26 protein-coding genes are annotated in these 24,954 nt (G+C 58.0%); 11 read left to right on the top strand and 15 right to left on the bottom strand.

Annotated features, from left to right (window positions below; all coding sequences use genetic code 11):
* Positions 1-138 precede the first annotated feature (138 nt).
* Both PH5382_RS10275 and PH5382_RS10280 read right to left on the bottom strand, forming a co-directional pair.
* Entirely contained in the window at positions 139-1,728 is a 1,590-nt protein-coding gene (locus PH5382_RS10275) for a GMC family oxidoreductase (protein ID WP_058334293.1), read from the bottom strand.
* 152 nt (positions 1,729-1,880) lie between these two features.
* Positions 1,881-2,339, bottom strand: a complete 459-nt coding sequence (locus PH5382_RS10280) for an Lrp/AsnC family transcriptional regulator (RefSeq protein ID WP_058334294.1) — start codon at positions 2,337-2,339, stop codon at positions 1,881-1,883.
* Positions 2,340-2,475: 136 nt separating this feature from the next.
* Between PH5382_RS10280 and ald the strand changes: the two genes are divergently transcribed.
* The 3 genes from ald (at position 2,476) to PH5382_RS10295 (ending at position 5,212) form a co-directional block, all read left to right on the top strand.
* On the top strand, positions 2,476-3,594 hold the full coding sequence (gene ald / locus PH5382_RS10285; RefSeq protein WP_058334295.1) for an alanine dehydrogenase: 1,119 nt from the start codon (positions 2,476-2,478) through the stop codon (positions 3,592-3,594).
* A 218-nt stretch (positions 3,595-3,812) separates the two neighbouring features.
* Entirely contained in the window at positions 3,813-4,247 is a 435-nt protein-coding gene (gene mscL / locus PH5382_RS10290) for a large conductance mechanosensitive channel protein MscL (RefSeq protein WP_058334434.1), read from the top strand.
* 158 nt (positions 4,248-4,405) lie between these two features.
* Positions 4,406-5,212 (top strand): mechanosensitive ion channel family protein, encoded by an 807-nt coding sequence (locus PH5382_RS10295; RefSeq protein ID WP_058334296.1) that lies wholly within the window; start codon positions 4,406-4,408, stop codon positions 5,210-5,212.
* A 50-nt stretch (positions 5,213-5,262) separates the two neighbouring features.
* Here PH5382_RS10295 and PH5382_RS10300 read toward each other — a convergent pair whose 3' ends face one another.
* The 4 genes from PH5382_RS10300 to PH5382_RS10315 form a co-directional block, all read right to left on the bottom strand.
* Positions 5,263-5,715, bottom strand: a complete 453-nt coding sequence (locus PH5382_RS10300; RefSeq protein WP_156414884.1) for a hypothetical protein — start codon at positions 5,713-5,715, stop codon at positions 5,263-5,265.
* A 141-nt stretch (positions 5,716-5,856) separates the two neighbouring features.
* A complete protein-coding gene (locus PH5382_RS10305) occupies positions 5,857-6,354 on the bottom strand; it encodes a GNAT family N-acetyltransferase (protein WP_197410038.1) in 498 nt (165 codons plus the stop codon).
* A 38-nt stretch (positions 6,355-6,392) separates the two neighbouring features.
* Entirely contained in the window at positions 6,393-6,842 is a 450-nt protein-coding gene (locus PH5382_RS10310; protein ID WP_058334299.1) for a YtoQ family protein, read from the bottom strand.
* Between the two features lie 69 nt (positions 6,843-6,911).
* Positions 6,912-7,550 carry a class I SAM-dependent methyltransferase gene (locus PH5382_RS10315; protein WP_058334300.1) on the bottom strand — a complete coding sequence of 213 codons (639 nt, stop codon included), beginning with the start codon at positions 7,548-7,550 and terminating at the stop codon, positions 6,912-6,914.
* An 87-nt stretch (positions 7,551-7,637) separates the two neighbouring features.
* Here PH5382_RS10315 and PH5382_RS10320 point away from each other — a divergent pair, with 87 nt between their 5' ends.
* Entirely contained in the window at positions 7,638-8,516 is an 879-nt protein-coding gene (locus tag PH5382_RS10320; RefSeq protein WP_058334301.1) for a LysR family transcriptional regulator, read from the top strand.
* A gap of 76 nt (positions 8,517-8,592) precedes the next feature.
* Here PH5382_RS10320 and pheT read toward each other — a convergent pair whose 3' ends face one another.
* The 3 genes from pheT to pheS all read right to left on the bottom strand — a co-directional run bounded on the left by pheT (position 8,593) and on the right by pheS (position 13,105).
* Positions 8,593-10,989: a phenylalanine--tRNA ligase subunit beta gene (gene pheT, locus PH5382_RS10325; RefSeq protein WP_058334302.1), complete on the bottom strand. Its 2,397-nt coding sequence runs from the start codon at positions 10,987-10,989 to the stop codon at positions 8,593-8,595.
* A 277-nt stretch (positions 10,990-11,266) separates the two neighbouring features.
* Positions 11,267-11,896: a hypothetical protein gene (locus tag PH5382_RS10330; protein ID WP_058334303.1), complete on the bottom strand. Its 630-nt coding sequence runs from the start codon at positions 11,894-11,896 to the stop codon at positions 11,267-11,269.
* 135 nt (positions 11,897-12,031) lie between these two features.
* A complete protein-coding gene (pheS, locus tag PH5382_RS10335; RefSeq protein WP_058334304.1) occupies positions 12,032-13,105 on the bottom strand; it encodes a phenylalanine--tRNA ligase subunit alpha in 1,074 nt (357 codons plus the stop codon).
* Between the two features lie 250 nt (positions 13,106-13,355).
* Between pheS and PH5382_RS10340 the strand changes: the two genes are divergently transcribed.
* Positions 13,356-14,453, top strand: coding sequence for a hypothetical protein (locus PH5382_RS10340; RefSeq protein ID WP_058334305.1), 1,098 nt, complete (start codon positions 13,356-13,358; stop codon positions 14,451-14,453).
* A gap of 1 nt (position 14,454) precedes the next feature.
* Positions 14,455-14,964: a hypothetical protein gene (locus PH5382_RS10345; RefSeq protein ID WP_156414885.1), complete on the top strand. Its 510-nt coding sequence runs from the start codon at positions 14,455-14,457 to the stop codon at positions 14,962-14,964.
* 1,344 nt (positions 14,965-16,308) lie between these two features.
* Here PH5382_RS10345 and rplT read toward each other — a convergent pair.
* From rplT to pyk, 4 genes are all read right to left on the bottom strand, one after another.
* On the bottom strand, positions 16,309-16,674 hold the full coding sequence (gene rplT, locus PH5382_RS10355; RefSeq protein ID WP_058334308.1) for a 50S ribosomal protein L20: 366 nt from the start codon (positions 16,672-16,674) through the stop codon (positions 16,309-16,311).
* A 14-nt stretch (positions 16,675-16,688) separates the two neighbouring features.
* Positions 16,689-16,889 (bottom strand): 50S ribosomal protein L35, encoded by a 201-nt coding sequence (gene rpmI, locus PH5382_RS10360; protein WP_009809912.1) that lies wholly within the window; start codon positions 16,887-16,889, stop codon positions 16,689-16,691.
* Between the two features lie 115 nt (positions 16,890-17,004).
* Entirely contained in the window at positions 17,005-17,226 is a 222-nt protein-coding gene (locus PH5382_RS10365; protein ID WP_058334309.1) for a hypothetical protein, read from the bottom strand.
* A gap of 51 nt (positions 17,227-17,277) precedes the next feature.
* On the bottom strand, positions 17,278-18,723 hold the full coding sequence (gene pyk, locus PH5382_RS10370; RefSeq protein WP_058334310.1) for a pyruvate kinase: 1,446 nt from the start codon (positions 18,721-18,723) through the stop codon (positions 17,278-17,280).
* A 195-nt stretch (positions 18,724-18,918) separates the two neighbouring features.
* On the opposite strand from pyk, the gene PH5382_RS10380 reads away from it, so the two are divergent.
* From PH5382_RS10380 to PH5382_RS10395, 4 genes are all read left to right on the top strand, one after another.
* On the top strand, positions 18,919-19,656 hold the full coding sequence (locus PH5382_RS10380; protein WP_058334312.1) for an N-formylglutamate amidohydrolase: 738 nt from the start codon (positions 18,919-18,921) through the stop codon (positions 19,654-19,656).
* Between the two features lie 121 nt (positions 19,657-19,777).
* Positions 19,778-20,017 (top strand): DUF6868 family protein, encoded by a 240-nt coding sequence (locus tag PH5382_RS10385; protein ID WP_058334313.1) that lies wholly within the window; start codon positions 19,778-19,780, stop codon positions 20,015-20,017.
* 92 nt (positions 20,018-20,109) lie between these two features.
* Entirely contained in the window at positions 20,110-20,424 is a 315-nt protein-coding gene (locus PH5382_RS10390; protein WP_058334314.1) for a DUF1244 domain-containing protein, read from the top strand.
* 313 nt (positions 20,425-20,737) lie between these two features.
* The gene (locus PH5382_RS10395) at positions 20,738-21,709 is read left to right on the top strand and encodes a hypothetical protein (RefSeq protein ID WP_058334315.1); all 972 of its coding nucleotides are present in this window, start codon (positions 20,738-20,740) and stop codon (positions 21,707-21,709) included.
* Between the two features lie 128 nt (positions 21,710-21,837).
* Here the strand turns inward: PH5382_RS10395 and PH5382_RS10400 are convergent, their stop codons facing one another.
* Positions 21,838-22,701, bottom strand: a complete 864-nt coding sequence (locus PH5382_RS10400) for a D-amino-acid transaminase (RefSeq protein WP_058334316.1) — start codon at positions 22,699-22,701, stop codon at positions 21,838-21,840.
* On the opposite strand from PH5382_RS10400, the gene PH5382_RS10405 reads away from it, so the two are divergent.
* Positions 22,700-23,902, top strand: a complete 1,203-nt coding sequence (locus tag PH5382_RS10405; RefSeq protein WP_231751844.1) for a DUF5671 domain-containing protein — start codon at positions 22,700-22,702, stop codon at positions 23,900-23,902. The genes PH5382_RS10400 and PH5382_RS10405 overlap by 2 nt on opposite strands.
* 29 nt (positions 23,903-23,931) lie before the next feature.
* Here the strand turns inward: PH5382_RS10405 and dgcA are convergent, their stop codons facing one another.
* Positions 23,932-24,897 (bottom strand): N-acetyl-D-Glu racemase DgcA, encoded by a 966-nt coding sequence (gene dgcA / locus PH5382_RS10410; RefSeq protein ID WP_058334317.1) that lies wholly within the window; start codon positions 24,895-24,897, stop codon positions 23,932-23,934.
* Between the last annotated feature and the right edge of the window lie 57 nt (positions 24,898-24,954).

Raw genomic sequence — 24,954 nt, forward strand, 5'->3', positions numbered from 1 at the left:
CCCCCAAGTGATCCTTTGTACTGCGACGCCTTTGGCGATTGAGCCCAGAGCGCCCCTTGGCAGTCAGTGCCCATAGGGAATCGAATTTCGCGGCGGGGCGCAAGAGCAATCACATGGCCTGCGACCACCTCAGCTGAATTATGCTCTGGCTGCCGCCAAAATCATCTCTGCGCCTTTCTCTGCAATCATAATTGTCGGCGCATTGGTGTTACCACTGGTGATCGTCGGCATCACGCTGGCATCAGCCACCCGTAAACCCCGGACCCCACGCAGCCGCAACTGGGCATCCAGCGGCGCACTGTCTTCTGCGCCCATATGCACGGTGCAGGTGGGGTGGAAAATCGTCGTTCCAACCTCTCCTGCGGCCTGAACCAGATCGGCCATTTCATCTGACACTCCGCCAGGTTTCATCTCACTGGGCGCATAGTCCCGCATTGCCGGTTGCGCCATGATGGCGCGCGCCTGGCGAATTGCCGCAACGGCCACTTGCCGGTCGCCTTCGGTCGACAGGTAATTCGGCGCGATCTTTGGCGCCTGATGCGGATCGTTTGAGGCGATCTCCACTGTACCGCGACTTTCCGGACGCAGATTGCAGACGCTGGCCGTCAGGCCGGGGAAATCATGCAACGGCTGGCCAAAGGCTTCCAGCGTGAGAGGCTGCACATGATACTCCAGATCCGGCGTTGCAAGATCCGGCCGCGAGCGTGAAAACGCGCCCAGCTGGCTGGGTGCCATCGACATTGGCCCGGAGCGTTTCAGCGCATACTCTAGCCCGATCTTTGCTTTGCCCCACACAGAATTCGCCAAAGTGTTCAGCGTTTTGCCCTGGCTCAGCCGCCAGGCGCAGCGCAGTTGCAGATGATCCTGCAGATTGGCCCCGATGGCGGGCACATCCCGTTTCACTTCGACCCCATGTTGCTGCAACAGCGCACCGGATCCCAGACCAGACAGCTGCAGGATCTGCGGAGAATTCACCGCCCCGGCGCAGAGCACCACCTCAGCCGCGGCACGCGCCTGATGGGTCACGCCACCTTTGTCATACTCCACGCCAACGGCACGTCCATCTTCGATCAGGATGCGGCGGGTATGGGCCTTGGTTTCCACCTTCAGGGTTTGGCCAGTCACCGTTCTCAGGAAAGCCTTGGCGGTGTTCATCCGCCAGCCGTTGCGCTGGTTGACCCGGAAATAGCCGACGCCTTCGTTGGTGCCCGTGTTGAAATCGGTGACCTTTGGCAGCCCCCAGCTGGCGGCGGCCTCCATCCAGTCATCCAGCACGTCCCAATGCAGGCGCTGGTTCTCCACCCGCCACTCGCCGCCCGCGCCGTGCATATCGGACGCGCCTTCAACATAGTCTTCGGATTTTTTGAAAAAGGGCAGCACATCGTCCCAGCCCCAGCCAGCGAGGCCACGCTGACGCCAGCCGTCATAATCCGCTGCCTGACCGCGCAAATACAACATACCGTTGATCGAAGAACAGCCGCCCAGAACCTTGCCACGGGGATAGATCAAAGAACGCCCATTCAGGCCCGCCTCAGCCTCGGTGCGATACATCCAGTCAGTGCGCGGGTTGTTGATGCAATAAAGATAGCCCATCGGGATATGCACCCAGTGGTAATTATCCTTGCCACCCGCCTCCAGCAGTAGCACCTTGTGCCCCGCTTCGCTCAATCGATTGGCAATCACACAACCGGCACTGCCTGCGCCCACCACGATATAGTCCCACTGCATGGCCTGCCTCCTCTGTCTTGCCCTGATGCATCTGATCACACATGCTGGCGCGACAACAGTGCGAAGACGGCAAGTATCACAGTCTTTCAGGGGGTTGCGCGCAGTGCGCGCACAGACTGACCCGCGCGCCAGACATGCTCAGCTGGCTTTCCTCACACCGGTAGAGCCGTGGTTTTGAACACTGTGCGCAGGGCAAAACTGGATTGCATCTGCGCCACGCCTGGCAGCCGCGTCAGGTGCTGGCGATGGATGCGGGCGAAATCATCGGTATTCTCGGCCACCACCTTGAGCAGGTAATCCGCCGTGCCCGCCATCAGGTGACATTCCAGTACATCCGGGATTCGCGCCACCGCGCGCTCAAAGGCATCCAGCAACTCATCCGCCTGCCCCTGCAGAGTGATTTCCACAAAAACCGTGGTCGGCACCGCCATTTTACGGGCGTCCAGCAGCGCGACATAGTTCTTGATATAGCCGTCGGTCTCCAGCCGTTGTACCCTGCGATGGCAGGCCGAGGCAGACAGATTGACCCGCTCGCTGAGCTCGGCGTTGGAAATCCGTCCCTGGCGCTGCAAGACCTGCAGGATGCGACGATCCGTGTTATCAAGTGACATTTCTTCTAAGATCCTTGCTGATATTCACGCGTATAGTCGAAGATTCTTCGAATTGCATGTTTTTAATCTGCCCAAAAAGACAGCACCTTTTGTTCCATCTGCGTCAGACTGACGCAAAGGAAACGGAGGAGAGATCATGAAAATCGGTTGCCCCACAGAGATCAAGCCACAGGAATTTCGCGTTGGCATGACGCCCGACGCCGCCCGCGAAGCCGTCAATCATGGTCATCAAGCCCTGATTCAAAAGGGCGCCGGTCTTGGCGCAGGCTTTACCGATGCTGACTACATCGCCACCGGCGCCGTGATCATCGATACCGCCGAAGAAATTTTCGCCACAGCGGATATGATCGTAAAGGTGAAAGAACCCCAGGCGGTTGAACGCAAGATGCTACGCGAAGGCCAGTTGCTGTTCACCTATCTGCATCTCGCCCCCGACCCAGAGCAAACTCATGATCTGCTCGCTTCGGGCTGTACCGCCATTGCTTATGAAACCGTCACCGACAACCACGGTGGCCTGCCGCTGCTGGCGCCCATGTCCGAAGTGGCCGGTCGTCTGGCACCACAGGTTGGTGCCTGGACCCTGCAAAAGGCCAATGGTGGCCGGGGTGTGCTGATGGGCGGCGTGCCGGGCGTGGCCCCCGCCAAGGTCGTCGTCATCGGTGGCGGTGTCGTTGGCACTCATGCGGCCAAGATTGCCGCTGGCATGGGCGCCGATGTCACCGTGCTGGACCGGTCGCTGAACCGCCTGAAGTACCTTGATGATGTCTTTGGCCGTGATTTCAAAAACCAGTATTCTACCGCAGGTGCCACCGCTGAGCTGGTCCGTGAAGCCGACATGGTGATTGGTGCAGTGCTGATCCCCGGTGCTGAAGCGCCGAAACTGGTTTCGCGCGCCCAGTTGAGCGAGATGAAACCCGGCGCTGCACTGGTGGATGTCGCCATTGATCAGGGTGGCTGCTTTGAGACATCGCGCGCCACCACCCATGCCGACCCGATCTATGAGGTCGATGGCATCATGCACTACTGCGTCGCCAACATGCCCGGTGCCGTTGCCCGCACTTCAACCCAGGCGCTTGGCAATGCCACCCTGCCCTTCATGCTGAACCTGGCCAACAAAGGCTGGCGGCAGGCCTGTGAGGACGACGCGCACCTGCTCAATGGTCTGAACGTGCATGCTGGCAAGCTGACCTATTATGCGGTTGGCAAAGCACTTGGCATTGATGTGATCTCCCCGAGCCTCGCGTTGAAGGCCTAAACGCCCGACACACGCCTGAGGCTTAAAGCCCGCCAGCACCTCCCGGCTGGCGGGTGTTTTTGTCCGAATTTGTTGAGAATTCGATCTTTTGCCGCGCCTTTTTGCAATTTCCCCCTAGCTCAAAAGGTGCATTTTGCAGTCCTATTAAAGCCGTTCCAGCCAGATGGTCGACCAAGACCACGCCAGAGGAACAGGTTTTTAAAGGGGACCAGAACCAGATGCTTTCAGAATTCAAAGACTTCATCGCCAAGGGCAATGTCATGGACATGGCGGTTGGTATCATCATCGGCGCCGCCTTCACCGCGATCGTCAAATCATTGGTTGGCGACCTGATCAACCCGCTCATCGGCTTGTTCACGGGCGGCGTTGATTTCACCAATTCCTATATCGTGCTGTCCGGCGAAGTCGCCGCCGGTGCGTCACTTGAAGCGGCCCGCGAAGCCGGCGCCGCCGTCTTCGCCCATGGTGCCTTCATCATGGCGGTGATCAACTTCCTCATCATCGCCTTTGTCGTCTTCATGCTGGTGCGCTATGTCAACCAGGTGAAAGAGGCCGCGGCCCGCAAAGAAGAGACCGCCCCTGAACCCGAAGCCCCCGCAGGCCCAAGCGAGCTGGACATCCTGATGGAGATCCGCGACTCGTTGAAAAAGTAAGCGGTACACTACGCCGTTCCATACCGGCCCCCAAACTTGCCAGCGCGCCAGTTTGGGGGCCTTTTTGTGCAGAGCTCCCCCTTGTGGGCTGGCGTCAATATGTGCTTCACCCGCGCAAAACCCCAACATCAGACGAATAGCAAAAGAGTGAAACTGACATGGAAGACTTGATTGAACAGGGCTTTGCCTACTGGCCCATGGTTTTGAACGGCATCAAGGCGCTAGCTGTTCTTGTCATCGGCTGGATTGCCGCCGGGATGGTAAGCCGCACCATTCGCAACCGGATCAATGCCACCCCCGAAATCGACCCAACGCTCGGGAATTTTGTCGCCAGCATGATCCGCTGGGCGCTCATCGCTGTGGTCTTGATCGCGGTTCTTGGCCTTTTTGGCATCGAGGCCACAAGCCTCGTCGCCATGATGGGTGCTGCAACGCTGGCCATTGGTCTGGCGCTGCAAGGTACGCTCAGCGATCTGGCTGCGGGGTTTATGCTGGTGCTGTTTCGCCCCTATAAACTCGGCCAGTTTGTTGACATCGGCGGCACTTCCGGCACGGTCAAGGATCTCAACCTGTTCGTGACCGAGCTGGTGACCCCCGACAATGTCCAGATCATCATCCCCAACGGTCAGGCCTGGGGCGCCATCATCACCAATTTCTCGCATCATGACAGCCGCCGGGTCGATATGGTTTTTGGCATCGATTATGGCGACGATATCGAAGCCGCAAAGGCCATCATTCTGCGCCTGGCCGCAGCAGATGCGCGTGTCAAACAGGACCCGGAACCCTGGGTCCGCGTGACCAATCTGGGCGACAGTTCTGTCGATCTGACCACCCGCATCTGGTGTGATGCCGCCGAATATTGGGAAGTTAAGTTCGCCATGACGCAGGCGGTCAAGGAAGCCTTTGATGCCGAAGGCGTGTCGATTCCCTACCCACATCAGGTCGAAATTTCAAAGCAGGGCTAACCCCGACATTGGGTCTCTGTCCCAGACACATCCCGCAACGGCGGGATGTGTCAACTGAACGGTGGTCGCCCGCCCAGATTGGTGACACCATCCGCATCCGCAAAGGCCCAGCGCGACGCCAAAAGCTGAAAACTGCGCTGATCCCAGCCCGACTCATCCGCTTGAAACCGCGGGCGCCAAGCGCCTTCGATATGCACTGGCAGCCGGATCCTGTTGATATGCGGTGGATCAGCTTTTGATCTCGCAGCTGCGTGGCTGGCTCTGGAAAACATGGTCTTCAGTCGGTTTTCGATAGGCAAAGCCTGTTTGGTCCGGCGCCCGGCAAAAATCACAAATACTTCGGATGTGCCGTTCAGGTAGCCACGAATGACCAGATCACCCCGACTGCTGTGCTTGATATGCGGCACAAGGGCCACCCAGAACTGCCCGAGTTCTTTTTTGAATAACCCACGGTCTTCACTCTTGGGGGTGATTTCCCGGGCCGGGGTACGACGATTCTGCATAAATTTTGTCCGCAGGCGTGCCGCAGTGCGGCCCACCAAGTTTCCTGATTGAGATCCTGTTGGACGGCATTCTAGGCAGCGGCTGTTAACGAACGGTTTTCGCTCGGCAAATGCACGACAAGCTTGCACAGCTCCTGCGGCCTAGACGCCCCGCTGCCGCAACAGCACCGAAATCGGCGCATCGTAGTAGCGCGCCTGCCCCTCAATCCGGTAGCCATGCTTTTGCGCCACTTTCAGCGAGGCCACATGATCCGGGTCGATAATACAGCAGGTTTGCGGCCAGTCCCGATCCTTGTCAGCCCAGCTGTGCATGCAGCTGACCGCTTCAGCTGCAACGCCGCGCCCATGCGCCCGCTGCGCAAGCACCCAGCCGGCCTCGGGGATATCAGGCAGGGCCGGTTCGATCGCGCGTTTGAATTGGGCAAATCCCACTTCGCCCAGAAAATGCCCATCGGCACGGTCACACACCACCCAGTAGCCAAAGCCTAGCGCCTGCCAGTGGCCAATGTTGCGTAACAGCCGTGCCCAAGATTGCTCGCGCGTGTTCGGAGATCCTCCGATGTATTTCACCACCGCCGGATCCGCCCAGAGTGCCGCAACATCGTCAAGATCCTGCGGCACATGGGGCCGCAGGATCAAACGCTCGGTCTGCAGAACTGGCGCCTTCTCCGCACCATTCACTGGGGCAACTGACCAGCCAGCACATAGTTTAGAATCTCGACCACCTGGCGCGGCTCGTCAGCGACAGCGAGCGCGGCAGCATGGACTTCCTTCAGCGCATGTTGATGCTCGGGCCGGCTCAGCACGATGATGGATTTGCCCAAAGCAGCGGCATAGCCCGCATCAAAGGCCGCGTTCCACTGCTTGTATTTCTCGCCAAAGCGCACCACCACGACATCGGCGTCTTCCAGCCCCTTGCGGGTGCGGATTGCATTGAGTTTTGCGCCCTTGTGATCATGCCAGAACTTGCTGTCCTCGCCCCCCAGGATCGCCACGCCGCAATCATCGCTGGCAGCGTGGTCGGTCACCGGGCTTTGAAAGCTGACGTCCAGCCCCTTGGCACCCTCGATGATCTGCTCACGCCAGTCGGTATGAATTTCGCCGGAAAGATAGATCTTCAGTGTCATTTTGCGCTCCTGCTCCGTTTGGATTGCCTTAGAAATAGGCCGGATCACCAATCGGCACCAGAGGACAAATCAGAGCCTGCGCGCCACAATATAGCGGCCCGGAGTGGAGATCGGGTAATTGCCGGTTTCAACCAGATCAAAACCGGCAACACGGATTGCTGCCTCGAGCGAACCACTATCGAAGAACTGCACCGGCGATTTAGGTGCCTTTCCAATCAGGCGCATCAAGGGGATCATCGTCTTGATCAACCAGTATTTGATCGAGCCACGGACCTCTCCCAGACAAGGTGTCTTGGAGATAAACAAAGCGCCTTTGGGCAGGCGGTCAGCTGCAACAGACAGCGCCGCATCCAAATCGGGCAAAAGATGCAGCAGGTTATGGGCCATGACCACGTCCACCTCACCCTCCGGGGCCTGCGATACACTGCCATGGTGAAAGCGGATGTTGGACACTCCTGCGGTCTTGGCCCGCGCCCGGCCGATCTCCAGCATTTCCTGTGACAGATCAGACGCCGTCATCTCAGCCACATGCCCGGCGAGTTCAATCGCAGTCGTCCCGGTGCCACTGCCCAGTTCGAGAACACGGTCCGTTGGCTTCAGATAGCTGATGCTCCGGGCCAAGGATTGTTGGTAGGCCGCCTCATCGCGGATGGGGGATTTTGCATATTTTGCGGCAATGCGGTCCCAGAACGGCGCGTCGGTGTTCATCCAGTCTCTCCTGATTTCAGGGCAGCATACCCATGCGCGAACAGATCATAAATTGCCAATTATCGCAGTTTGCATATACACATATGCATGAATAATCCCGACTGGACCCATATTCGCGCCTTTCTCGCCACCGCTGAAACCGGATCGCTCTCAGCTGCGGCGCGCCAACTGGGCCTTACGCAGCCCACCCTGTCCCGTCAGGTGGCGGCGCTGGAGGCCGCGCTTGGTGTACTTCTGTTTGAGCGTCTTGGGCGCAGCCTCGTCCTGACCGATGCCGGGCGAGAACTGTTGCCTCATGGACGTAAGATGGTCGAAGGCGCCAATGGGCTGAGTCTTGCCGCCAGTGCCCAGGTTCAATCCATCGAGGGCACGATCCGGATCACTGCCAGCGATGTCATGTCAGCTTTTGTCCTGCCGCCAGTGTTGCAGCGGTTGCGCCAGCAGGCCCCGCGCCTGACCATTGATGTGGTCGCTTCCAATGATATTCGCGACCTGATGCGACGCGAGGCCGATATCGCCATTCGCCATGTGCGCCCCGATCAGCCCGAGCTGATTGCGCGTCTCGTACAAGAAGCCACGGCGCATTTCTACGCGGCCCCCAGCTATCTGGCCCGGCACGGACGCCCCACATCCCTTGCCGATCTGGCCAGGCATGACTTTGTGAATTTCGGCGACATCGAACGCTCAATCGAGTTCTTCGGCCCGCTTGGGGTGCATCTCACCCCGGATAATTTTCGCATCGGCAGCAACAGCGGTCTGGCCGCCTGGGAGTTGGTACGACAGGGCTTCGGCATCGGCCCCATGGCCGATGATGTCGCGGAGAATTCCAGCGGTGTGGAACGCTTGTTTCCGGACCAGCCGCCCATCCAGTTCCCAGTCTGGCTGACCACCCACCGAGAGCTGCACACAAGTCGTCGCATCCGGCTGGTATTCGATCTGCTTGCGGATTTCTTCGCCACAAAATGAAAACGCGTCCCCAAAAGGGACGCGTTTCAGAATCGGAAAAACCAACCTGTTTCAGTCTACCTGTTTCAACCTAAGGTTAGCCCCGCAGGGTGCCGCCCGTGGCCTTGGTTACCTTTGCGATGATTTTGTCGCTCACCGCTTCAATGTCCTTTTCCTTCAGCGTCTTATCGCTTGGCTGCAGCCGTACGGTGATGGCCAGGCTCTTCTTGCCTTCGCCAAGTGAGCCGCCGATGAATTCATCAAAGACCCGGACCTCCGTGATCAGCGCCTTATCGGCGCCGCCGGCCGCATTGACCAGCGTCAGGGCCTCGACCTCGGCATCGACCACAAAGGCAAAGTCACGCTCGACCGCCTGCAAATCACTTTGCGCCAACGCCGAACGGGTGGCGCCGCTTTTGCGCGGCAATGGCACCTCATCCGGCCAGATGGTGAAGCCAACGACAGGACCCTTGACGCCCATTTCAGCAATCACCTTAGGGTGCAATTCGCCAAAGACGCCCAGCACTTTCTTTGGACCCAGACAAATCTTGCCGTGACGACCTGGATGCCACCAGCCCTGCGCGCCACGCAGGATCTGCACCTTGGCAGGCGCCCCGATGGCTGTCAGGATCGCCTCGATATCCGCCTTGGCGTCAAATGTATCCACCCCGCGCGATGTGCCATGCACATCCTTGGGGCCAGTCCGGCCGACCAGAATACCGGAAATCAGGTTGTGCTGCTCGCCCGGCTCACCACCGTGAAAGGCAGGGCCGACCTCAAACAGGGCCAGATCCATGAAGCCGCGCGCCTGATTGCGGGCTGCAGCCTGCAACAGACCGGGCAACAAGGCCGGGCGCATATGCGACATCTCGGATGAGATCGGGTTGGCCAGCATGGTGGCGTCATCGCCACCACCAAACAGCGCCGCTGCAGCCTTGTCGATGAAGGTATAGCTCACAACTTCGTTGTAGCCGAGGCTGGCCGCCGTACGCCGCGCCATCTGCTGGCGGCGCTGCTGTGGTGTCATCACCGCCTTGGGAATGCCATCGGTAATGCGCGGCAATGGTTTGCCCTGCAGTTTGGTCAGCGAGGCAATCCGTGCCACCTCTTCGACCAGATCGGCCTCTCCCTGCACATCGGGACGCCAGCTGGGCACATGCGCCATGTTGCCTTCCAGACGGAAGCCAAGCCGCGTCAGGGTCTGACGCTGATCGCTTTCAGGGATATCCATGCCAACCAGTGACTGCACCCGTTCGGCATTCAATCGATAGGCGCGGGAATGATCCGGCACGTCACCTGCGATCACCACCTCGGAAGGCTCGCCACCGCACAGATCCAGGATCATCTGGGTCGCACGATGCAGCCCGTCAATGGTGAACTCGGGGTCAACGCCGCGCTCAAAACGATAGCGCGCGTCTGAGTTGATTTTCAGCGCGCGGCCCGTAAGGGCAATCTGAACATGATCCCAGAAGGCACTTTCGAGGAAGACATCCACGGTTTCATCCGTACAGCCTGTCTCTTCGCCGCCCATGATGCCGGCGATGCTTTCGGCGCCCTGATCGTCAGAGATCATCATTTGCCCGGCGGCAAAGGTGTATTCCTTTTCATCCAGCGCCTTGAGGGTTTCTCCACCCTCGGCCCGATGCACCCGCAGATCTCCCGCAACCTTAGCCGCATCAAAGACGTGCAGCGGGCGGTTCTGATCATAGGTGAAGAAGTTGGTGATATCGACCAGTGCCGAAATGGGGCGCAAGCCAATGGCGGTCAGCCGGTCTTGCAGCCACTGCGGGCTGGGACCGTTTTTTACGCCTTTGATCAGACGTCCGGTGAACAGCGGACAGCCATCCAGCGTATCCTCATCAATGGTGACCTTGATTGGGCTCGCAAATGTGCCTGCAACCGGCGCAAAGTCCGGCGTCTTCAGGGTGCCAAGGCCGCGCGCCGCCAGATCGCGGGCAATGCCGTGAATACCCAGCGCATCGGGACGGTTGGGGGTGATGGCGATTTCAATCACCGGATCCACCTTGGCGGGCTGATTTGCCGCCAACCAGTCGACAAAGCGATCACCTACAGCGCCCGAGGGCAGCTCGATAATGCCGTCATGTTCGTCCGAAAGCTCCAGCTCGCGCTCGGAGGCCATCATGCCAAAGCTGTCCACACCACGGATTTTGCCAACGCCGATGGTGATGTCGAGACCGGGAATATACATGCCCGGTTTGCAAACCACCACAGTGATGCCTTCGCGGGCATTGGGCGCGCCACAGATGATCTGCAGATCACCCTCGTCGGTTTCAACCTGACAGACGCGCAGCTTATCGGCATCGGGGTGCTTTTCGGCGTGCTTCACATAACCCAGGGTAAAATCCTTGAGCCGATCCGCCGGATTGCTGATCTCTTCGACCTCAAGGCCGAGGTCGGTCAGGGTTTCAGCGATCTCATCCACTGATGCGTCAGTGTCGAGGTGATCTTTCAGCCAGGAAAGAGTGAATTTCATCGGTCAGGGATCCTATGGCAAGCCATGCGTATACAGGGATAGGCAATGACAAAGAATGACGCCCGGCGCAAGCCTTGCTGGCCCTCCCCCGCACGCGCGGTCAGAACTGCGGCGCAAATGCGTGGGAAAGCCTTACGTGATCATCAAAGAAGGGCGCATAGTGGAACTGTAGCGCAGATGCCCAACCCGAGGCACGCGCCTGCCCGGGTGGGCGCAACGCGCCCGCCGTGGGGCGGGCAGGCGCGTGCCGAGCCGCAAGCGGCCCGGCTTATTCAATTTATTGTTCTGGCTTCCTATTCTTTCTGCTTTGAAGCCGAATTTCTCCCTGAAGTCCGAAGGCACTTTCCCTTATACGATTAATGACACCCTCAGTGGCTGCGTCCAATTTCCTAATTCCACAGTCCAAAACGTCCTTGAAGACCCCTTTCACATCTTTCACTGGAGGCTCGGGAACCAAGCTGTCCTGGGTTGCCCGCAGTTGTTGTAGCTCATCTCCAATGTCAGACATGACCGAACGTGCCTCGCTGAAGTAGCGTTGGAATTCATTAGCAATCTTGGGGTCAATTAGTACCGTTGAGGCCAAAAATTGTCTTTCTCCGGCATTCAACCTCTCAAATACAGACGAAATACGTTTTTGCAGATCAGCGAAGTCTGAGAAACTTCCAAGATTTTCCAAAGCAAATCGAACGTCGTGTAGTGGGAATATCAAATCACGATATACACCGCGTTGTTCCAATTGAATTTGCAGTTTGCGGTCTCGTTCTTTTTGCCATGGGTACGCATAAAATGCGATGATCAGGGCGACAGAGCTTGCCAATAGTGCAGGCCCCCAATCGGAGAATTTACCTAGCCAAGAAAAATCTCGACAAACATTCTCGCAGGCCCTCATCACTTCAACAGAAGCCATTCGCTCAAATCCTCAGATCAATGCATTGCAATTTTGAGGAGAGCATAGCGCCCGAACCGGGGTGGGCGCAATCGCGCCCGCCCATGGGGCGGGTCGGGCGCGACGCGGGGCTGGCGCCCCACGGAACAGATAAACCTAGCGGCTCAAACCACCATGCAGCGTCGGTACATCCAGACACTGGAAGCCATAGTGGCGCAGCCAACGCAGGTCGGAGTCAAAGAAAGCGCGCAAATCGGGGATGCCGTATTTCAGCATTGCCAGACGGTCGATGCCGATACCAAAGGCAAAGCCCTGATAGATATCTGGGTCGATGCCACCGGCAGCGATCACCTTGGGGTGCACCATGCCAGAGCCGAGGATCTCCATCCAGTCGTCGCCTTCGCCAATCTTCAGCTGGCCATTGTCCCAGCTGCAGCGAATGTCGACTTCGGCAGATGGCTCGGTGAAAGGGAAGTGTGAAGCGCGGAAGCGCAGCTCAACATCGTCCACCTCGAAGAAGGATTTCACAAACTCTTCCAGCACCCACTTGAGGTTCGCCATGGAAATGTCTTTGTCCAGCGCCAGGCCTTCGACCTGGTGGAACATCGGCGTGTGGGTCTGGTCATAGTCGGCGCGGTAAACACCACCGGGACAGATGACCCGCAGTGGCGCGCCCATTTTTTCCATCGACTGGATCTGCACGGGCGAGGTATGGGTGCGCAGCACATGCGGCGGGCGCTCGTCGCCTTCGGCGCGGTGCATGTAGAACGTGTCCATCTCGGCCCGCGCGGGGTGGTGTCCGGGGATGTTCAGCGCGTCAAAATTATACCAGTCGGTCTCGATCCGCGCGCCTTCGGCGACAGAGAAACCCAGTTCGGCAAAGATCGCCGTCAGCTCTTCGCTGGCCTGGCTGATCGGATGCAGGCTGCCCTGCCGCCCGGGGCGCGTGGGGAGGGTTACATCCAGCCATTCGGTGCGCAGACGCTCATTCAGAGCCGCATCGGCCAGGCCCACTTTCTTAGCGGCAAGGGCAGAGTTGATCTCATCCTTGAGCGCATTTAGCGCCGGGCCTGCAACTTGGCGCTCTTCGGGCGTCATCTTGCCCAGCTCGCGCATCTTCAGCGCAACCTCGCCTTTTTTACCAACCGCGGCGACCCGGATAGTCTCCAGCGCGTTTTCATCCGAAGCATCGGCAATCTGCCCGAGATATTTTGCTTTAAGATCGTCCATGACGGTCCCCTGAGTTTGAGCTTAGGCTCTGCTATCATAAGAGCGGGCGAAAGCAAGGGGGCGGAGCCCCAGCAGGTACTTGAATACCAGGACTGGCAGCAAGGCCACAAAGCCCCCCAACAAGACAGGACCCCCTGTCGACCGTCGCACTCCCCCCCTACCCAAAGCGCTTGACTCAATCACCAGCGGAGGGGCAAAATTCAACTTCTCCAATTTAGATCATCAATTTTCCAATATTTAGGAAAGCGATATGAGTAATAATCTGGACGTTCAAATACTCTCCGCCTTTCGCGCAAGTCGTGAAGGCGTTCCAATCAACAAGACTGAATTCATACGCGCGGCCTTCTTTTTCGAAGACATGCAAGACGGTCTGACCCAGGCCTATACCCATGGATATGAGGCCGAAACTGCAGGGCCAAACCTGCCGGACTGGATCAACCCTTTAGCCTTTGACACAAATCTGGCCGGAGCGGTGGCTGCTTTGACCGAACTGGACGTGCTGTTGGCGGACTACAGCGATATCACCCACCTCCAGCAGCGCACCGCGTTTTACAAAAAGACGATACCCAGCGAGCAATGGGACGAATTCGAAAAAATCACTGAAACAATTGACTATGGCGGCCAGCGCGACGCGCTGGTGCTCAGGACCTCCAAAAAGATAGAGGAATTGCTGCACTACACCAAGGCGGCAAAACTCGGCGCCCACCTGCTCTATGGGTTTTCGCCCGCCAGCATGGAGTTCGACGACAACTCGGTTGGACTGGAGCGGATCAGGGAATCGCTCCGCATACTCAGCAACCGCTATCGCCGCGCCCTGACCAAGTATTCCCGCACAACCATCCGGGTCAGCCTGAAATACATGCGCAATTCGGATGGAACCCGTATTTCAGAGGCCTTCACAAGCGAGGGCGCCACCACGTTCATCGACCAGCTCACCCCGGTCTTTGACCTTAGCCACTGCCGGGATTTTTCTGGCTATTCCAAGATCTTCATAAACGACATCGCTGTACAGGTGGTGGACAAAGCCGCTTCCGAGGCCGGCAACCCCAGAACGCTTCCCGCCGCAGGCTGGCATCTTCGGCTGGAAAGTGAGGCCAACACGATCAGACTGGGCGAGGCCGACGATGCGCCGGAATATACGCTGCCCAAGCTCCTGTTTTCCTCAGTCCCTGGCGACTATGACGGCGATACCACAGTCGCCGCCCGCAATCCGCGCATCATCGGCATCGATCCGCGCCGCAAATGGCAACTGGAGGTGGCCAAACAGTCAAACCGGGACAATGCCGCCGATAGCGAAAACGGCATCTACGATATCATCCTGCACTTTGACGCATTGGTGAGGGTCTGAGATGGGTAAGAGTAGCCGTGGGCAACGACGCCAGGAAAGATTGCGGCGCGCGCATGACCTGCGCACGGGTGGCACTGTTGTTGCCGGAACCCTCAGCGGCATATCAGGCCTGGCCAGCGCGTTGTTTTATTTTAGCGGAACCGCCGCAGCTGTCAGCACACCGGCGGGCTGGATCCTGGGTGGGCTGGCTGCGCTTGGCGGTGGCGTCAAATTGCTGGCGAACCGCAAAGCCGATGAGATTGCGCTGTCCCGAGAAACCTACGCCACCCCGACGGCAGAGCCCGCATCCCAGAAACCACCAGCAGCCTCCGGCGGATCTGGAAACGAGTATCCGGGGTCACGCTCGCGCCCCAACCCTGGACAGGGTGGCTGGATTGATTTTGGCGGCATCCCGGCGCAAATTGACACCCGCCCGGTCCCGCGTCCAGGGCCAGTCAATTGGGACAATCCCGGCGGCGGAGCGGGCGGGGGCGGAAGCATTTTCGACCATAGTCCGACTGCCATCTGCTGAACGATTTCTGAACGCATCCGAGCCACGAACCAACGTGCGGCGCGCCACCTTCAGCCCGGCTGCCCCAGAGGACAGGAATACCGGCCTTAAGCGAGGCGTTGTTTGGATACAAAAAGGCCGCCCCCAATAGGTGGCGCATTTTGAACTTTGGGACACGCAGGGCTCCTCCAAGAAAAAGTTGGAGCCCTGCATTCCCGCCAGCAGTGATCCACGCAGATTGATCTCTTTGAAATACAATCGCAGTTCCGCAATGTGGGACATTGATCGGGCAAACCCCTGATAGTTTCTGGCCTATTCACAGCGTTCTATGGAAAATACCCGGTGTTTTGAGTTCGCCAGCACAGCCTCTTCATCCGGCATTTCACCGATGATGCCGATGACAGCTTCCCCGTCTCCCTGCACCTCTTGAAGCGAGACCAGATCACTTGAAGTGAAAACTGTTTCCCACCCAGCCGAGTTAAGGATGAAGGTCTCAAGCTTGGGGCTGTATGACAATTCTACGCATCTGTCGGCCGGTTACGGTAGCGGGATCGGGCGAACATCCAGACTATCGGTGATTTCGGCCAGCCAGTCCCAGGACCTCATGAAATAGCGTCCTGCCAACTTGCGCAAGAATGGCCTTCGACCACTTTCGGGCGCAAATTCTGCAAGATCTCGCAAAGTTCCCCGTCGAATGCTGTAAATTCGTTGGCTTGGCTAACGATTGTCGTTTGAGACGGAGCATTAAAGCTGGAGCTTTGAAGTGGTACAGTGCCAGAAAGACGAGGACGAGCCTAAAAGCTTGGAACACGCGTGGGTGCGCCTGCAGACATTTCCCAGAGGCCCACGCTACCGGCAATTTGGCTTGATGTATCGTTCCCTTAATCGGTGAGTGCCTCGCCCGACCACATCAGTATCCTTCCAGATGGCGGATGGGTGTTTCTGCCCACGAAAGAGTGGTTGAAAAGGTCGGGCGCTACGCCGTAGTTCCCGAATTCGGGGTTACCTTAGCAGTTGAGGTTGAGAATGCCCCGAATCTCGGGGTGAACTTGCGCAACAGAAATTTCTGCCGCGAACTTCACAGCGACACAGCCTTTCGTTCCGTTTCGTTGGTCAGATCGCCCTCCCTCAGACAATGCTCATGCTGGCCAAATCGTCCCAATCCGAAGACTTAACCGAATTTATTGAAAGGTGTGGCCCCGTGGCTTTTCTCCTAGGCAATAGTCAATCCACGACCGAAAGAGGGTGTTCAATGAAAAACGCCTGCCGAGTATTAACTCGGCAGGCGTTGCATTTGTTTCCTGAAGTCCGAAAGGCGCCAAGCCACTAGGGCAAGGCCTTCAATCTAGTCAGATCTGTGTCAGATCAGGCTGCCAGAGCGGACTGGGCCTGGCGCACGATGGCACCAAAAGCTTCGGGCTCGTGCACGGCCAGGTCGGCCAGAACTTTACGGTCAACTTCGATGCCGGCCAGGTTCAGGCCATTGATGAAGCGGCTGTATGTCAGGGCTTCGTCGTGGCTACGGACAGCGGCGTTGATACGCTGGATCCACAGAGCGCGGAAATTGCGCTTGCGCTGCTTCCGGTCACGGGTTGCGTATTGATTTGCCTTGTCGACGGCCTGGCGGGCGACCTTGAAGGTATTCTTACGGCGACCGTAATAACCTTTCGCTGCCTTGATGACCTTCTTGTGACGGGCGTGAGTTGTGGTACCACCTTTAACGCGGGACATATCTCTAACTCCTCTTAGCGGTCGTAGGGCATATAGCCCTTGACGATTTTAGCGTCGGGAGCCGACAGCTCCGAGGTGCCGCGGGCGTTGCGGATGAATTTCTTGGTGCGTTTGATCATGCCGTGCTGTTTGCCGGCCTGAGCAGCCAGGACCTTACCGGTCGCTGTCACCTTAAAGCGCTTTTTAGCGCTCGATTTGGTCTTCATTTTGGGCATTTCCGTCTCCTTCAATGCGGGTTCGGTCTATGCGCGACTCGGCATGCCACTTCCGGCCGGCCACGCGAACAGGTGCGCCGTGTACGAAAGCTACCCCCAAAGGGCAAGAGCTTTCTCAGATTATTCGCGCCAGAACCGAGAAAAACACATCCGGTATCTGTTCCAGGCGATACCCACCCGGCTGCGACAGCATCGCATAAGCGATGAGCCCGCTGCCGAGCAAGAGCATGACTGCAGAAATCCGGGGCGGTCTGTTCTCGCTGAAGGCGGACAGAATCGAAGGAACCGAAAGGCCGGCAAACAAAAGACCCAAAATCAGCGCCAGATCGCTATCCATCCACCCCTCACAAAAACACCCGTTACAAAAACACCCGTTACAAAGGTTAGTTTACTCGGGATCGAGGCTGTAAATCAAACGCTCATCGCAGGGCGCCACGCGTAGGATATTGGTGCTGCCCGGAACATTGAACGGAACCCCTGCGGTAACGACAATCTGGTCCGTCTCGCTGGCAAAGCCACCGGCGCGGGCCGCGCGGGCCGCACCAACGACAGCACCTTTGAAACGGCCCTGTTCGGGAGTCAGCACACAGTAGCACCCCCAGCTGAGGGCCAGTCTCCGGGCCGTGCGGGCCAAGGGCGTCAGCGCAATGATCGGCACACCAGGACGTTCGCGCGCCGTCAGCAGTGCGGTGGTGCCGCTGTGGGTGAAACAGCAGATCGCTTTGATTTCGGTCTTTTCAGCAATCTCACGCGCCGCCGCAACAATCGCATCGGCCACCGTATCACCCTTGGCAGAGCGCGAGGCGGCGATGATCTGCGCATAGGTCGGGTCGGCTTCGACCTCGATCGCCACCCGATCCATGGTCTGCACCGCCTCGATCGGGTAGCTGCCGGCAGCGGATTCCGCGCTCAGCATGATCGCATCGGTGCCTTCATAGATGGCTGTGGCCACATCCGAAACTTCGGCGCGGGTTGGCATCGGGCTTTCGATCATGCTTTCCAGCATCTGCGTCGCCACGATCACCGGCTTGGCAGCCGCGCGACACTTGCGCACCAGACGTTTCTGGATCGGTGGCACCGCCGCCACCGGCAACTCCACGCCAAGGTCGCCGCGCGCCACCATAATACCATCCGAAGCATCAAGAATTTCGTCAAACCGCTCTACTGCCGAAGGCTTTTCGATCTTGGACAGCACAGCCGCGCGCCCGTCGGCCAGCCCTTTGGCCTCAAAAACATCCTTGGCGCGCTGCACAAAGGACAGCGCCAGCCAGTCCACCCCCAGGCCACAGGCAAATTCCAGATCGGCCCGGTCTTTTTCCGACAAAGCCGCCAGCGGAAGTTCTACATCTGGGACATTCACGCCCTTGCGGTTGGAGATTGTGCCCCCGGTGACAACTTCGCAATCCGCAAAATCGGCGCCACAGGCGCTCACCTTGAGGCGTATTTTGCCGTCATTGACCAGAAGATGCGCGCCAGGCTCCAGCGCGGCAAAGATCTCGGGATGTGGCAGGCAGACACGCGTCAGGTTGCCTTCGGCTTCATCAAGATCCATCCGAAAAGACGCCCCTGCAACCAGCTCTTCGGCCCCATTGGCAAAGACACCGACCCGCAGCTTTGGCCCCTGAAGGTCAGCCAATATCCCGATCGAGCGGTCCAGATCCTGCTCAACCTGGCGAATAATCTGGTGCTTTTCGGCAATCTCGGCATGGGTCCCGTGGGACATGTTCAGGCGGAACACATCCGCCCCGGCCTCGAACAGCGCCCGGATGGTGTCGTATGTTTCCGATGCGGGCCCCAGAGTGGCGACAATCTTTACATTGCGCGAGCGTTTCATCAGGGGATCTCCTCAGGATCAAATATGTGGTCGCGGACTGGCACGGGCACCCTTTGTTTCGGGGCTGTCCGCACCATTAGGCGGATCGGGTCAAAAGCGGATATGTTACCGCAAACAATGCTTGAGCGCTTATCGCCCAATTCCCATTCTGCCGCAACTCCCCTAAAGGTATTCTCAACAACAAGCGACAGGTCCATGACATACACGCCTTTTTTTGTACACGGGGCCGACCGCCCTGCCCGCTGGCTGATCACCTGCGACCATGCCAGCAATCTGGTGCCGCCCTTTGTCGGCGGTGGCGACCTTGGCCTGCCAAGCGCGGACATGGAGCGCCACATCGCCTACGATCCGGGCGCCTATGCAGTCTCTCAGATGCTTGGCGAACGGCTTGATGCGCCAGTCATCGCCTCAAATTTCTCGCGGCTGGTGATTGACCCCAATCGCGGCGAGGATGACCCGACGCTGGTCATGCAACTCTATGATGGCACCATCATTCCCGCCAACCGCGCGGCAACTGCCGCTGATCGCGAAGCCCGGCTAGACGCCTGCTACCGTCCCTATCATGCGGCCCTGGCTGATCTGGCTGCACGCCCTGATACAGTGATCGTGTCGGTACATTCCTTCACACCACAACTGCGTGGCCGCCCCCGTCGCCCCTGGGAGATCGGCATCCTTCACCCCGACGGTGAGACGTTTTCTCCGCACCTGATTTCGGCACTGCTGTCCCCTGGCGATCTATGTGTTGGCGTGAACGAGCCCTATACCGGTTACCTGCCCGGCGATGCGATTGACACCCACGGAACCAAACCCGGTCGTCCCAATAGTTTGATCGAGTTGCGAAATGACCTGATTTCCGACACCGCCGGACAAGAGATCTGGGCGGAGCGCCTTGCCGAAGCTCTACCGCTGGCCCTGATGGCTTCCGGCCTTTGATGTCACCGCGGTGCACCTCGCCACTTTTGGCGGATTGCGGTCTCTCGATCTTCTGACACCCGCTGCCTGTGGCCATATTGGTGGGGAGATACCGAACACATTTTCGGGAAAGGAGCGTCCCATGTCTGTGGAACAACTCACCACTTTTTTTGGCTGGCTCACAGTGCTGCATTTTGGGTTTCTGGGCATAACCACCCTGCTGTTGCTGGGCTTTCGCGATATCTTCGCTGCCCTGCATGCAAAAATGCTGGGACTGGATCAGGCCGCAGTCAAGCAGGGATATTTCACCTATCTCGCCAACTATAAAATACTGATCTTTATCACAGCCCTGATGCCCTATCTGGCGCTCAAACTGATCTGATCGTGGTGTAGGTTGCAGCCTGGCCTGCATTGTGCGGCCCCTGCACGCTTGCTAGGACTAGTGCCGGACGCAATCAAAACAAGGGGCCCAACATGGATCCGCAAACCGAGATCGAGCTTCAGGCCGCCGCCTTTCGTCGCCTGCAAAAACACCTGATGGAAGATCGCACCGATGTGCAGAACATCGACATGATGAACCTGGCCGGGTTTTGCCGCAACTGTCTCAGCCGCTGGTATCAGGAGGCCGCCAATGAGCGCGGCATCGAGATGACCAAGACCGAAGCGCGCGAAAGCTACTACGGCATGACAATGGACGACTGGAAAGCCAACTACCAGACCGAGGCCCCCGCCGAAAAGCAGGCCCAGTTTGAAGTCGCTTTCAAAGAGAACGTCACAGACAAGCCGTAAAGGTAGCTCACTTCTGAGCCTACACATTTTCCTTCCGCGATAGTGGCGCCTTTCCTCTTGAGGCGCCACGCGCCTTTATTCACAGACAGGCTTCTTTTTCACCGGCCTGTTCCGGCACAACAGCCGTCAACGGTCTGGCCAATTCGTTCAGTCACTCACGCCAGCCACAGCCCTCCATCCCCCTAGCGTCAGTGAGCCGCAACTTCCTCGGTGAAACGAGGATCCACCCCATCAGCCCCAAATGGCGCTTGCCTTTTTGATTGAACACTTGATGATTACTCAATCATGAGTTGCTCAATGGAGAGGACGTACGATGGATAGATATTTTTCAGTACCATTTTATAAAGAGCTGACAACCCCAGAAAACTGGGAAAACACTTGTGGGAAAAATAGACGTTTTCAAGCAGTTAGAGCCATTTTTAAGATTGTCACATCTCAGCTACCAGGGCCCGGAAGAATTGGACGAAAGTTCTCAGTATTTGGAGCACCAGAAGGAATCAGCCAGGAAGTGTTTAAATCCGTAGAACTAGAAACAGAGGTCTTTCAAGAAGCCAGAACTATTGAGAAGTCCATTATCGACTCCAATTCCATGGCAAAAATCCTTTCGTCCCTATCAGCCTCCTATGGTGATGGGGCGTTTTTCAATATAGGTGCGAAGGTCGATCTGGAGGCCTCCGAAAATATAAAGAAAAGTTTCCAAAGCGAGTTTCACGTCACCAATGCGGAAAGAGAAAAAAGAAAGATCACCTACCACTTTAAAAACACTGTAGAAAAAGACAGTTCTGATCCGCTGTGCGGTGTTGCAGTCTATCAAGAGTGTCGCGCTGACCTGTACTTGCTGCAGGTCGATTTTTTGAAGGTAGAATACAAAAAGTCCTGGCTAGGTTTGCGCAAGAAGTTGACCAAGACCCCGTTTCCGGCTTCAAACAAAAGGTCAAAACACCCCAATATCATTCATATTGGAGCACCGGTTGCCGAACTTCGGTACTGGGAGTTGATGCCCGACAGTTCTCTCATAATTAGAGACTCCGACTACAAGCAAGAGGTAGAAAGTGACTCCGATGTCAGGGTCCTGCCACCCAGAGAAAATTTGCTGGATCGCCCTTACTGGCAGCCAAAAGGTTTCCCCAGCCTGTATCAGTTGTCGCGTGTTGCCTTCCCCTATAGATGGGTAGACATGCCCACTAATGAACTGAGCAAAAAGCAACTGATGGAGATAGAGCTGGGGGAAGCAGAAACGACTGGGTGGTGGTTCCATCACGGCCCGGGAAGAACAACGACTTAGGCTGAGCCAAGCAATGAGAAAATCCGCCGCGCGCAATTTTCTCAATAGTGCCGTCAGGCATTGCTGACAGAGTAAACAAGCAAGCCATCAAAAATGGCTTACTGTTTTTCAGTTGCTCTTCAGGCTGATCAGACTGCGGCCTTCAGGCTCTCGTCCAGATAGATCTCGCGCAGACGTGTGGCGATGGGGCCCGGCGTGCCATCGCCCAAGGCCACACCGTCGATCTCCACCACCGGCATCACAAAGGCGCTGGCAGAGGTAGTAAAGGCCTCATCCGCCTCTTTCGCCTCGTCGATTGTGAACAGGCGCTCTTCGACTTCCATCTGTGCCTCAGCCGCCATGCGCAGAACCGCCTTGCGGGTGATGCCATGAAGGATATCGCTGGACAGTGGCCGGGTGACGATCTTGCCGTTCTTAACGAAATAGGCGTTGTTCGACGTGCCCTCGGTGACATAGCCGTCCTCGATCAGCCAGGCATCATCAGCCCCGGCCTTTTTGGCCATCATCTTACCCATGGACGGGTAGAGCAGTTGCACGGTCTTGATGTCGCGGCGCCCCCAGCGGATATCCTCGATCGAGATGATCTTGGCGCCCTTCTTGGCCGCCGGATTGTCGGCCAGACCGGGCTTTTTCTGAGTGAACAGCACGATGGTCGGCTTGGTGGTCTCGGGGTCCGGGAAGACAAAATCACGATCGCCATCAGAGCCACGGGTGATCTGCAGATAGACCAGGCCTTCGGTGATATCGTTGCGCTTCACCAGCTCGCGGTGGATCTCCAGCAACTCTTCCTTGGAACAGGCGGCAGGCATATCCAGCTCGTTGAGGGACCGCTCCAGACGCACGGCATGGCCTTCAAAATCGATCAGCTTACCATCCAGAACCGATGTGACCTCATAGACGCCATCCGCCATCAGAAAGCCGCGGTCAAAAATCGAGACTGTGGCTTCGGTCTCGGGCAGGTATTCGCCATTTACATAAACGGTACGGGTCATGAGACAGGTCTTTCTTGGCAATGTGTTTCAATGGGTCGGCTTCATTCTTTGTCTTTTGAAACCGGGATATTCAAGTGGTTTCACCAACGGCGGGTCCGGCCACCGCCTGCTACGGCAAGGATCGGGGTTGACTTTGGCCACGGGCTACGTGAACATGAACGTCGTTCAAAAAGGATGTGTGATGCAGCTTCCACCCGAGCTTTCCGATTTTGTACGCGGCGCTCTGAACAAGGGTATGACCCGCGCGCAGATTTCCTCCTGCCTGGCCAGCTCTGACTGGACACCGCTGGAAATTGAAACCGCGCTTGAGGCCTGGGACTACAGTGCTACCGCCGGTGCGGTGCCGCGACCTCAGCGAGCAACCTCCGCTTGGGAAGCGCTTTTTTACGCCCTGCTCTTTGCTGCCCTGGGCATGGTGGTTGCCAACAGCCTGACCCTGCAGCACGGGTTGATCACCCTGTGGGTCCCGGAACACGGTGACAGCTACTCCAGCTATGGGCTGGGTCAATTGCGCTGGTCGATGGCCGCCCTGATCATTTTCGCACCCGTGTTTCACTGGCTGCACCACAAGGACGCCCGAGCCACCGGAACGAACCCGGCGCAAAAGCATGGCACCATCCGGCGCTGGCTTTCGGCACTGGCCGTCTTTGCCGCCGCCATGACACTTCTCTGCACCGCGATCTATGTAATCTACCGGTTTCTGGATGGTGACATGACCGCACGTTTCATCGCCAAATCCGGCAGCGTGACCCTGATGGCCTGTGTGGTGCTGCTGTATTTCCGTCAAGACCGCCTGACCGCGGGACATTGGGATACTCTTGCACCAAACTGGCTGGTCACGGGGATCGCAGCACTGACCCTGGCGCTGTCTTTCTGGTCTGTTGGTGGCCCTGCGCAGGGGCGCATGGAGCACCGCGACAGCCTGCGCCTTTCGGATTTGCAGCAGTTGCAGCGTGACGTCGCCGCCTGCATGGAACGTACAGATACGGCCCCCTCCGAACTGGATCTTCCAGAAGCGCTCGACCCGATGACCTGCGCCCGCAACCCACATCAATTGACCGGCTATGCCGCCGAAATCACCTACGAGCGCCTTGGGCCACGGCGTTTCCAGCTTTGCACCAAAGTCGAAGATCCGCAAAAACTGCGGCTCTACAATGGCACCTTGCAGGGCGACCGGCTTTGCATTGAGCGCAAGCTCTAGCGCTGCCTCTCGCGCCGCCTGCAGCACTGTCACCCCCAAAGCGCGGGCGCAGGCGGATGCACTCCGGCGGCGTCGAATTTCAATGGATCCTCCCGGTCTTCGGCCAGCAGCAGCGGCCCGTCGAGATCGGTCACCAGAACACCCTGCGCCAACAGTGTCGCGGGGGCCATCGCCAGGGATGATCCCACCATGCAGCCCACCATGACATCATAGCCCAGCGCCAGCGCTTCTTCGCGCAGTTTCAGCGCTTCGGTCAGCCCGCCTGTTTTGTCCAGCTTGATGTTGACCACGTCATATTTGCCTTTCAGCTTTGGCAGACTGGCGCGATCATGACAGCTTTCGTCGGCGCAGACCGGCACCGGGCGCTCCATGCCGATCAGGGCCTCATCCTCGCCTGCGGGCAGCGGCTGTTCGACCAGTTCGACGCCAAGGCGCACCAGATGCGGAGCCAGCTCTGCGTAGACCTCAGCCGACCAGCCCTCGTTGGCGTCGATGATGATCTTGGCATCCGGCGCCCCGGCGCGCACGGCCTCGAGCCGGGGCATGTCGTCCGGGGTGCCCAGTTTGATTTTCAGCAAAGGGCGGTGGGCATTTTCTGCCGCCTGTTTCTGCATCTCTTCGGGGCTGGCCAGCGACAGCGTATAAGCGGTGATTTCCGGGCCGGGGGCCGGTAGACCTGCCAGCTCCCAGACGCGCTTTCCGGCCTGTTTGGCCTCCAAATCCCAAAGCGCGCAATCCACCGCGTTGCGCGCGGCCCCGGCGGGCAGCAGATCCTGCAGCTCATCGCGGGTGAATTCCGCAGGCAGGCCTTCGATCTCGGCTGTGACGCTCTCCAGGGTCTCGTTGTAACGCGCATAGGGCACGCATTCGCCCCAGCCGGTGATACCATTCTTCTCCACCTTAACCGTTAGCACCTTGGCTTCGGTGCGCGAGCCGCGCGAGATGGTAAAGACCTGCGCCAGTTTAAAAACATCAGGCGTCACGGTGATTTGCATGTCGCATCCTTTCGACGGGTTGGGCGTGCCGGAGCAGGGCGTTGACCCCAAGCGGCG

Source organism: Phaeobacter sp. CECT 5382, from assembly GCF_001457775.1.
GTDB lineage: Bacteria > Pseudomonadota > Alphaproteobacteria > Rhodobacterales > Rhodobacteraceae > Pseudophaeobacter.

What these genes read in the sequence shown, in the direction of transcription:
- PH5382_RS10275 (WP_058334293.1), bottom strand. Translation starts at nt 1,728, where the DNA reads ATGCAGTGGGACTATATCGTGGTGGGCGCAGGCAGTGCCGGTTGTGTG.
- PH5382_RS10280 (WP_058334294.1), bottom strand. Translation starts at nt 2,339, where the DNA reads ATGTCACTTGATAACACGGATCGTCGCATCCTGCAGGTCTTGCAGCGC.
- ald (WP_058334295.1), top strand. Translation starts at nt 2,476, where the DNA reads ATGAAAATCGGTTGCCCCACAGAGATCAAGCCACAGGAATTTCGCGTT.
- mscL (WP_058334434.1), top strand. Translation starts at nt 3,813, where the DNA reads ATGCTTTCAGAATTCAAAGACTTCATCGCCAAGGGCAATGTCATGGAC.
- PH5382_RS10295 (WP_058334296.1), top strand. Translation starts at nt 4,406, where the DNA reads ATGGAAGACTTGATTGAACAGGGCTTTGCCTACTGGCCCATGGTTTTG.
- PH5382_RS10300 (WP_156414884.1), bottom strand. Translation starts at nt 5,715, where the DNA reads ATGCAGAATCGTCGTACCCCGGCCCGGGAAATCACCCCCAAGAGTGAA.
- PH5382_RS10310 (WP_058334299.1), bottom strand. Translation starts at nt 6,842, where the DNA reads ATGACACTGAAGATCTATCTTTCCGGCGAAATTCATACCGACTGGCGT.
- PH5382_RS10315 (WP_058334300.1), bottom strand. Translation starts at nt 7,550, where the DNA reads ATGAACACCGACGCGCCGTTCTGGGACCGCATTGCCGCAAAATATGCA.
- PH5382_RS10320 (WP_058334301.1), top strand. Translation starts at nt 7,638, where the DNA reads ATGAATAATCCCGACTGGACCCATATTCGCGCCTTTCTCGCCACCGCT.
- pheT (WP_058334302.1), bottom strand. Translation starts at nt 10,989, where the DNA reads ATGAAATTCACTCTTTCCTGGCTGAAAGATCACCTCGACACTGACGCA.
- PH5382_RS10330 (WP_058334303.1), bottom strand. Translation starts at nt 11,896, where the DNA reads ATGGCTTCTGTTGAAGTGATGAGGGCCTGCGAGAATGTTTGTCGAGAT.
- pheS (WP_058334304.1), bottom strand. Translation starts at nt 13,105, where the DNA reads ATGGACGATCTTAAAGCAAAATATCTCGGGCAGATTGCCGATGCTTCG.
- PH5382_RS10340 (WP_058334305.1), top strand. Translation starts at nt 13,356, where the DNA reads ATGAGTAATAATCTGGACGTTCAAATACTCTCCGCCTTTCGCGCAAGT.
- PH5382_RS10345 (WP_156414885.1), top strand. Translation starts at nt 14,455, where the DNA reads ATGGGTAAGAGTAGCCGTGGGCAACGACGCCAGGAAAGATTGCGGCGC.
- rplT (WP_058334308.1), bottom strand. Translation starts at nt 16,674, where the DNA reads ATGTCCCGCGTTAAAGGTGGTACCACAACTCACGCCCGTCACAAGAAG.
- rpmI (WP_009809912.1), bottom strand. Translation starts at nt 16,889, where the DNA reads ATGCCCAAAATGAAGACCAAATCGAGCGCTAAAAAGCGCTTTAAGGTG.
- PH5382_RS10365 (WP_058334309.1), bottom strand. Translation starts at nt 17,226, where the DNA reads ATGGATAGCGATCTGGCGCTGATTTTGGGTCTTTTGTTTGCCGGCCTT.
- pyk (WP_058334310.1), bottom strand. Translation starts at nt 18,723, where the DNA reads ATGAAACGCTCGCGCAATGTAAAGATTGTCGCCACTCTGGGGCCCGCA.
- PH5382_RS10380 (WP_058334312.1), top strand. Translation starts at nt 18,919, where the DNA reads ATGACATACACGCCTTTTTTTGTACACGGGGCCGACCGCCCTGCCCGC.
- PH5382_RS10385 (WP_058334313.1), top strand. Translation starts at nt 19,778, where the DNA reads ATGTCTGTGGAACAACTCACCACTTTTTTTGGCTGGCTCACAGTGCTG.
- PH5382_RS10390 (WP_058334314.1), top strand. Translation starts at nt 20,110, where the DNA reads ATGGATCCGCAAACCGAGATCGAGCTTCAGGCCGCCGCCTTTCGTCGC.
- PH5382_RS10395 (WP_058334315.1), top strand. Translation starts at nt 20,738, where the DNA reads ATGGATAGATATTTTTCAGTACCATTTTATAAAGAGCTGACAACCCCA.
- PH5382_RS10405 (WP_231751844.1), top strand. Translation starts at nt 22,700, where the DNA reads ATGAGACAGGTCTTTCTTGGCAATGTGTTTCAATGGGTCGGCTTCATT.
- PH5382_RS10400 (WP_058334316.1), bottom strand. Translation starts at nt 22,701, where the DNA reads ATGACCCGTACCGTTTATGTAAATGGCGAATACCTGCCCGAGACCGAA.
- dgcA (WP_058334317.1), bottom strand. Translation starts at nt 24,897, where the DNA reads ATGCAAATCACCGTGACGCCTGATGTTTTTAAACTGGCGCAGGTCTTT.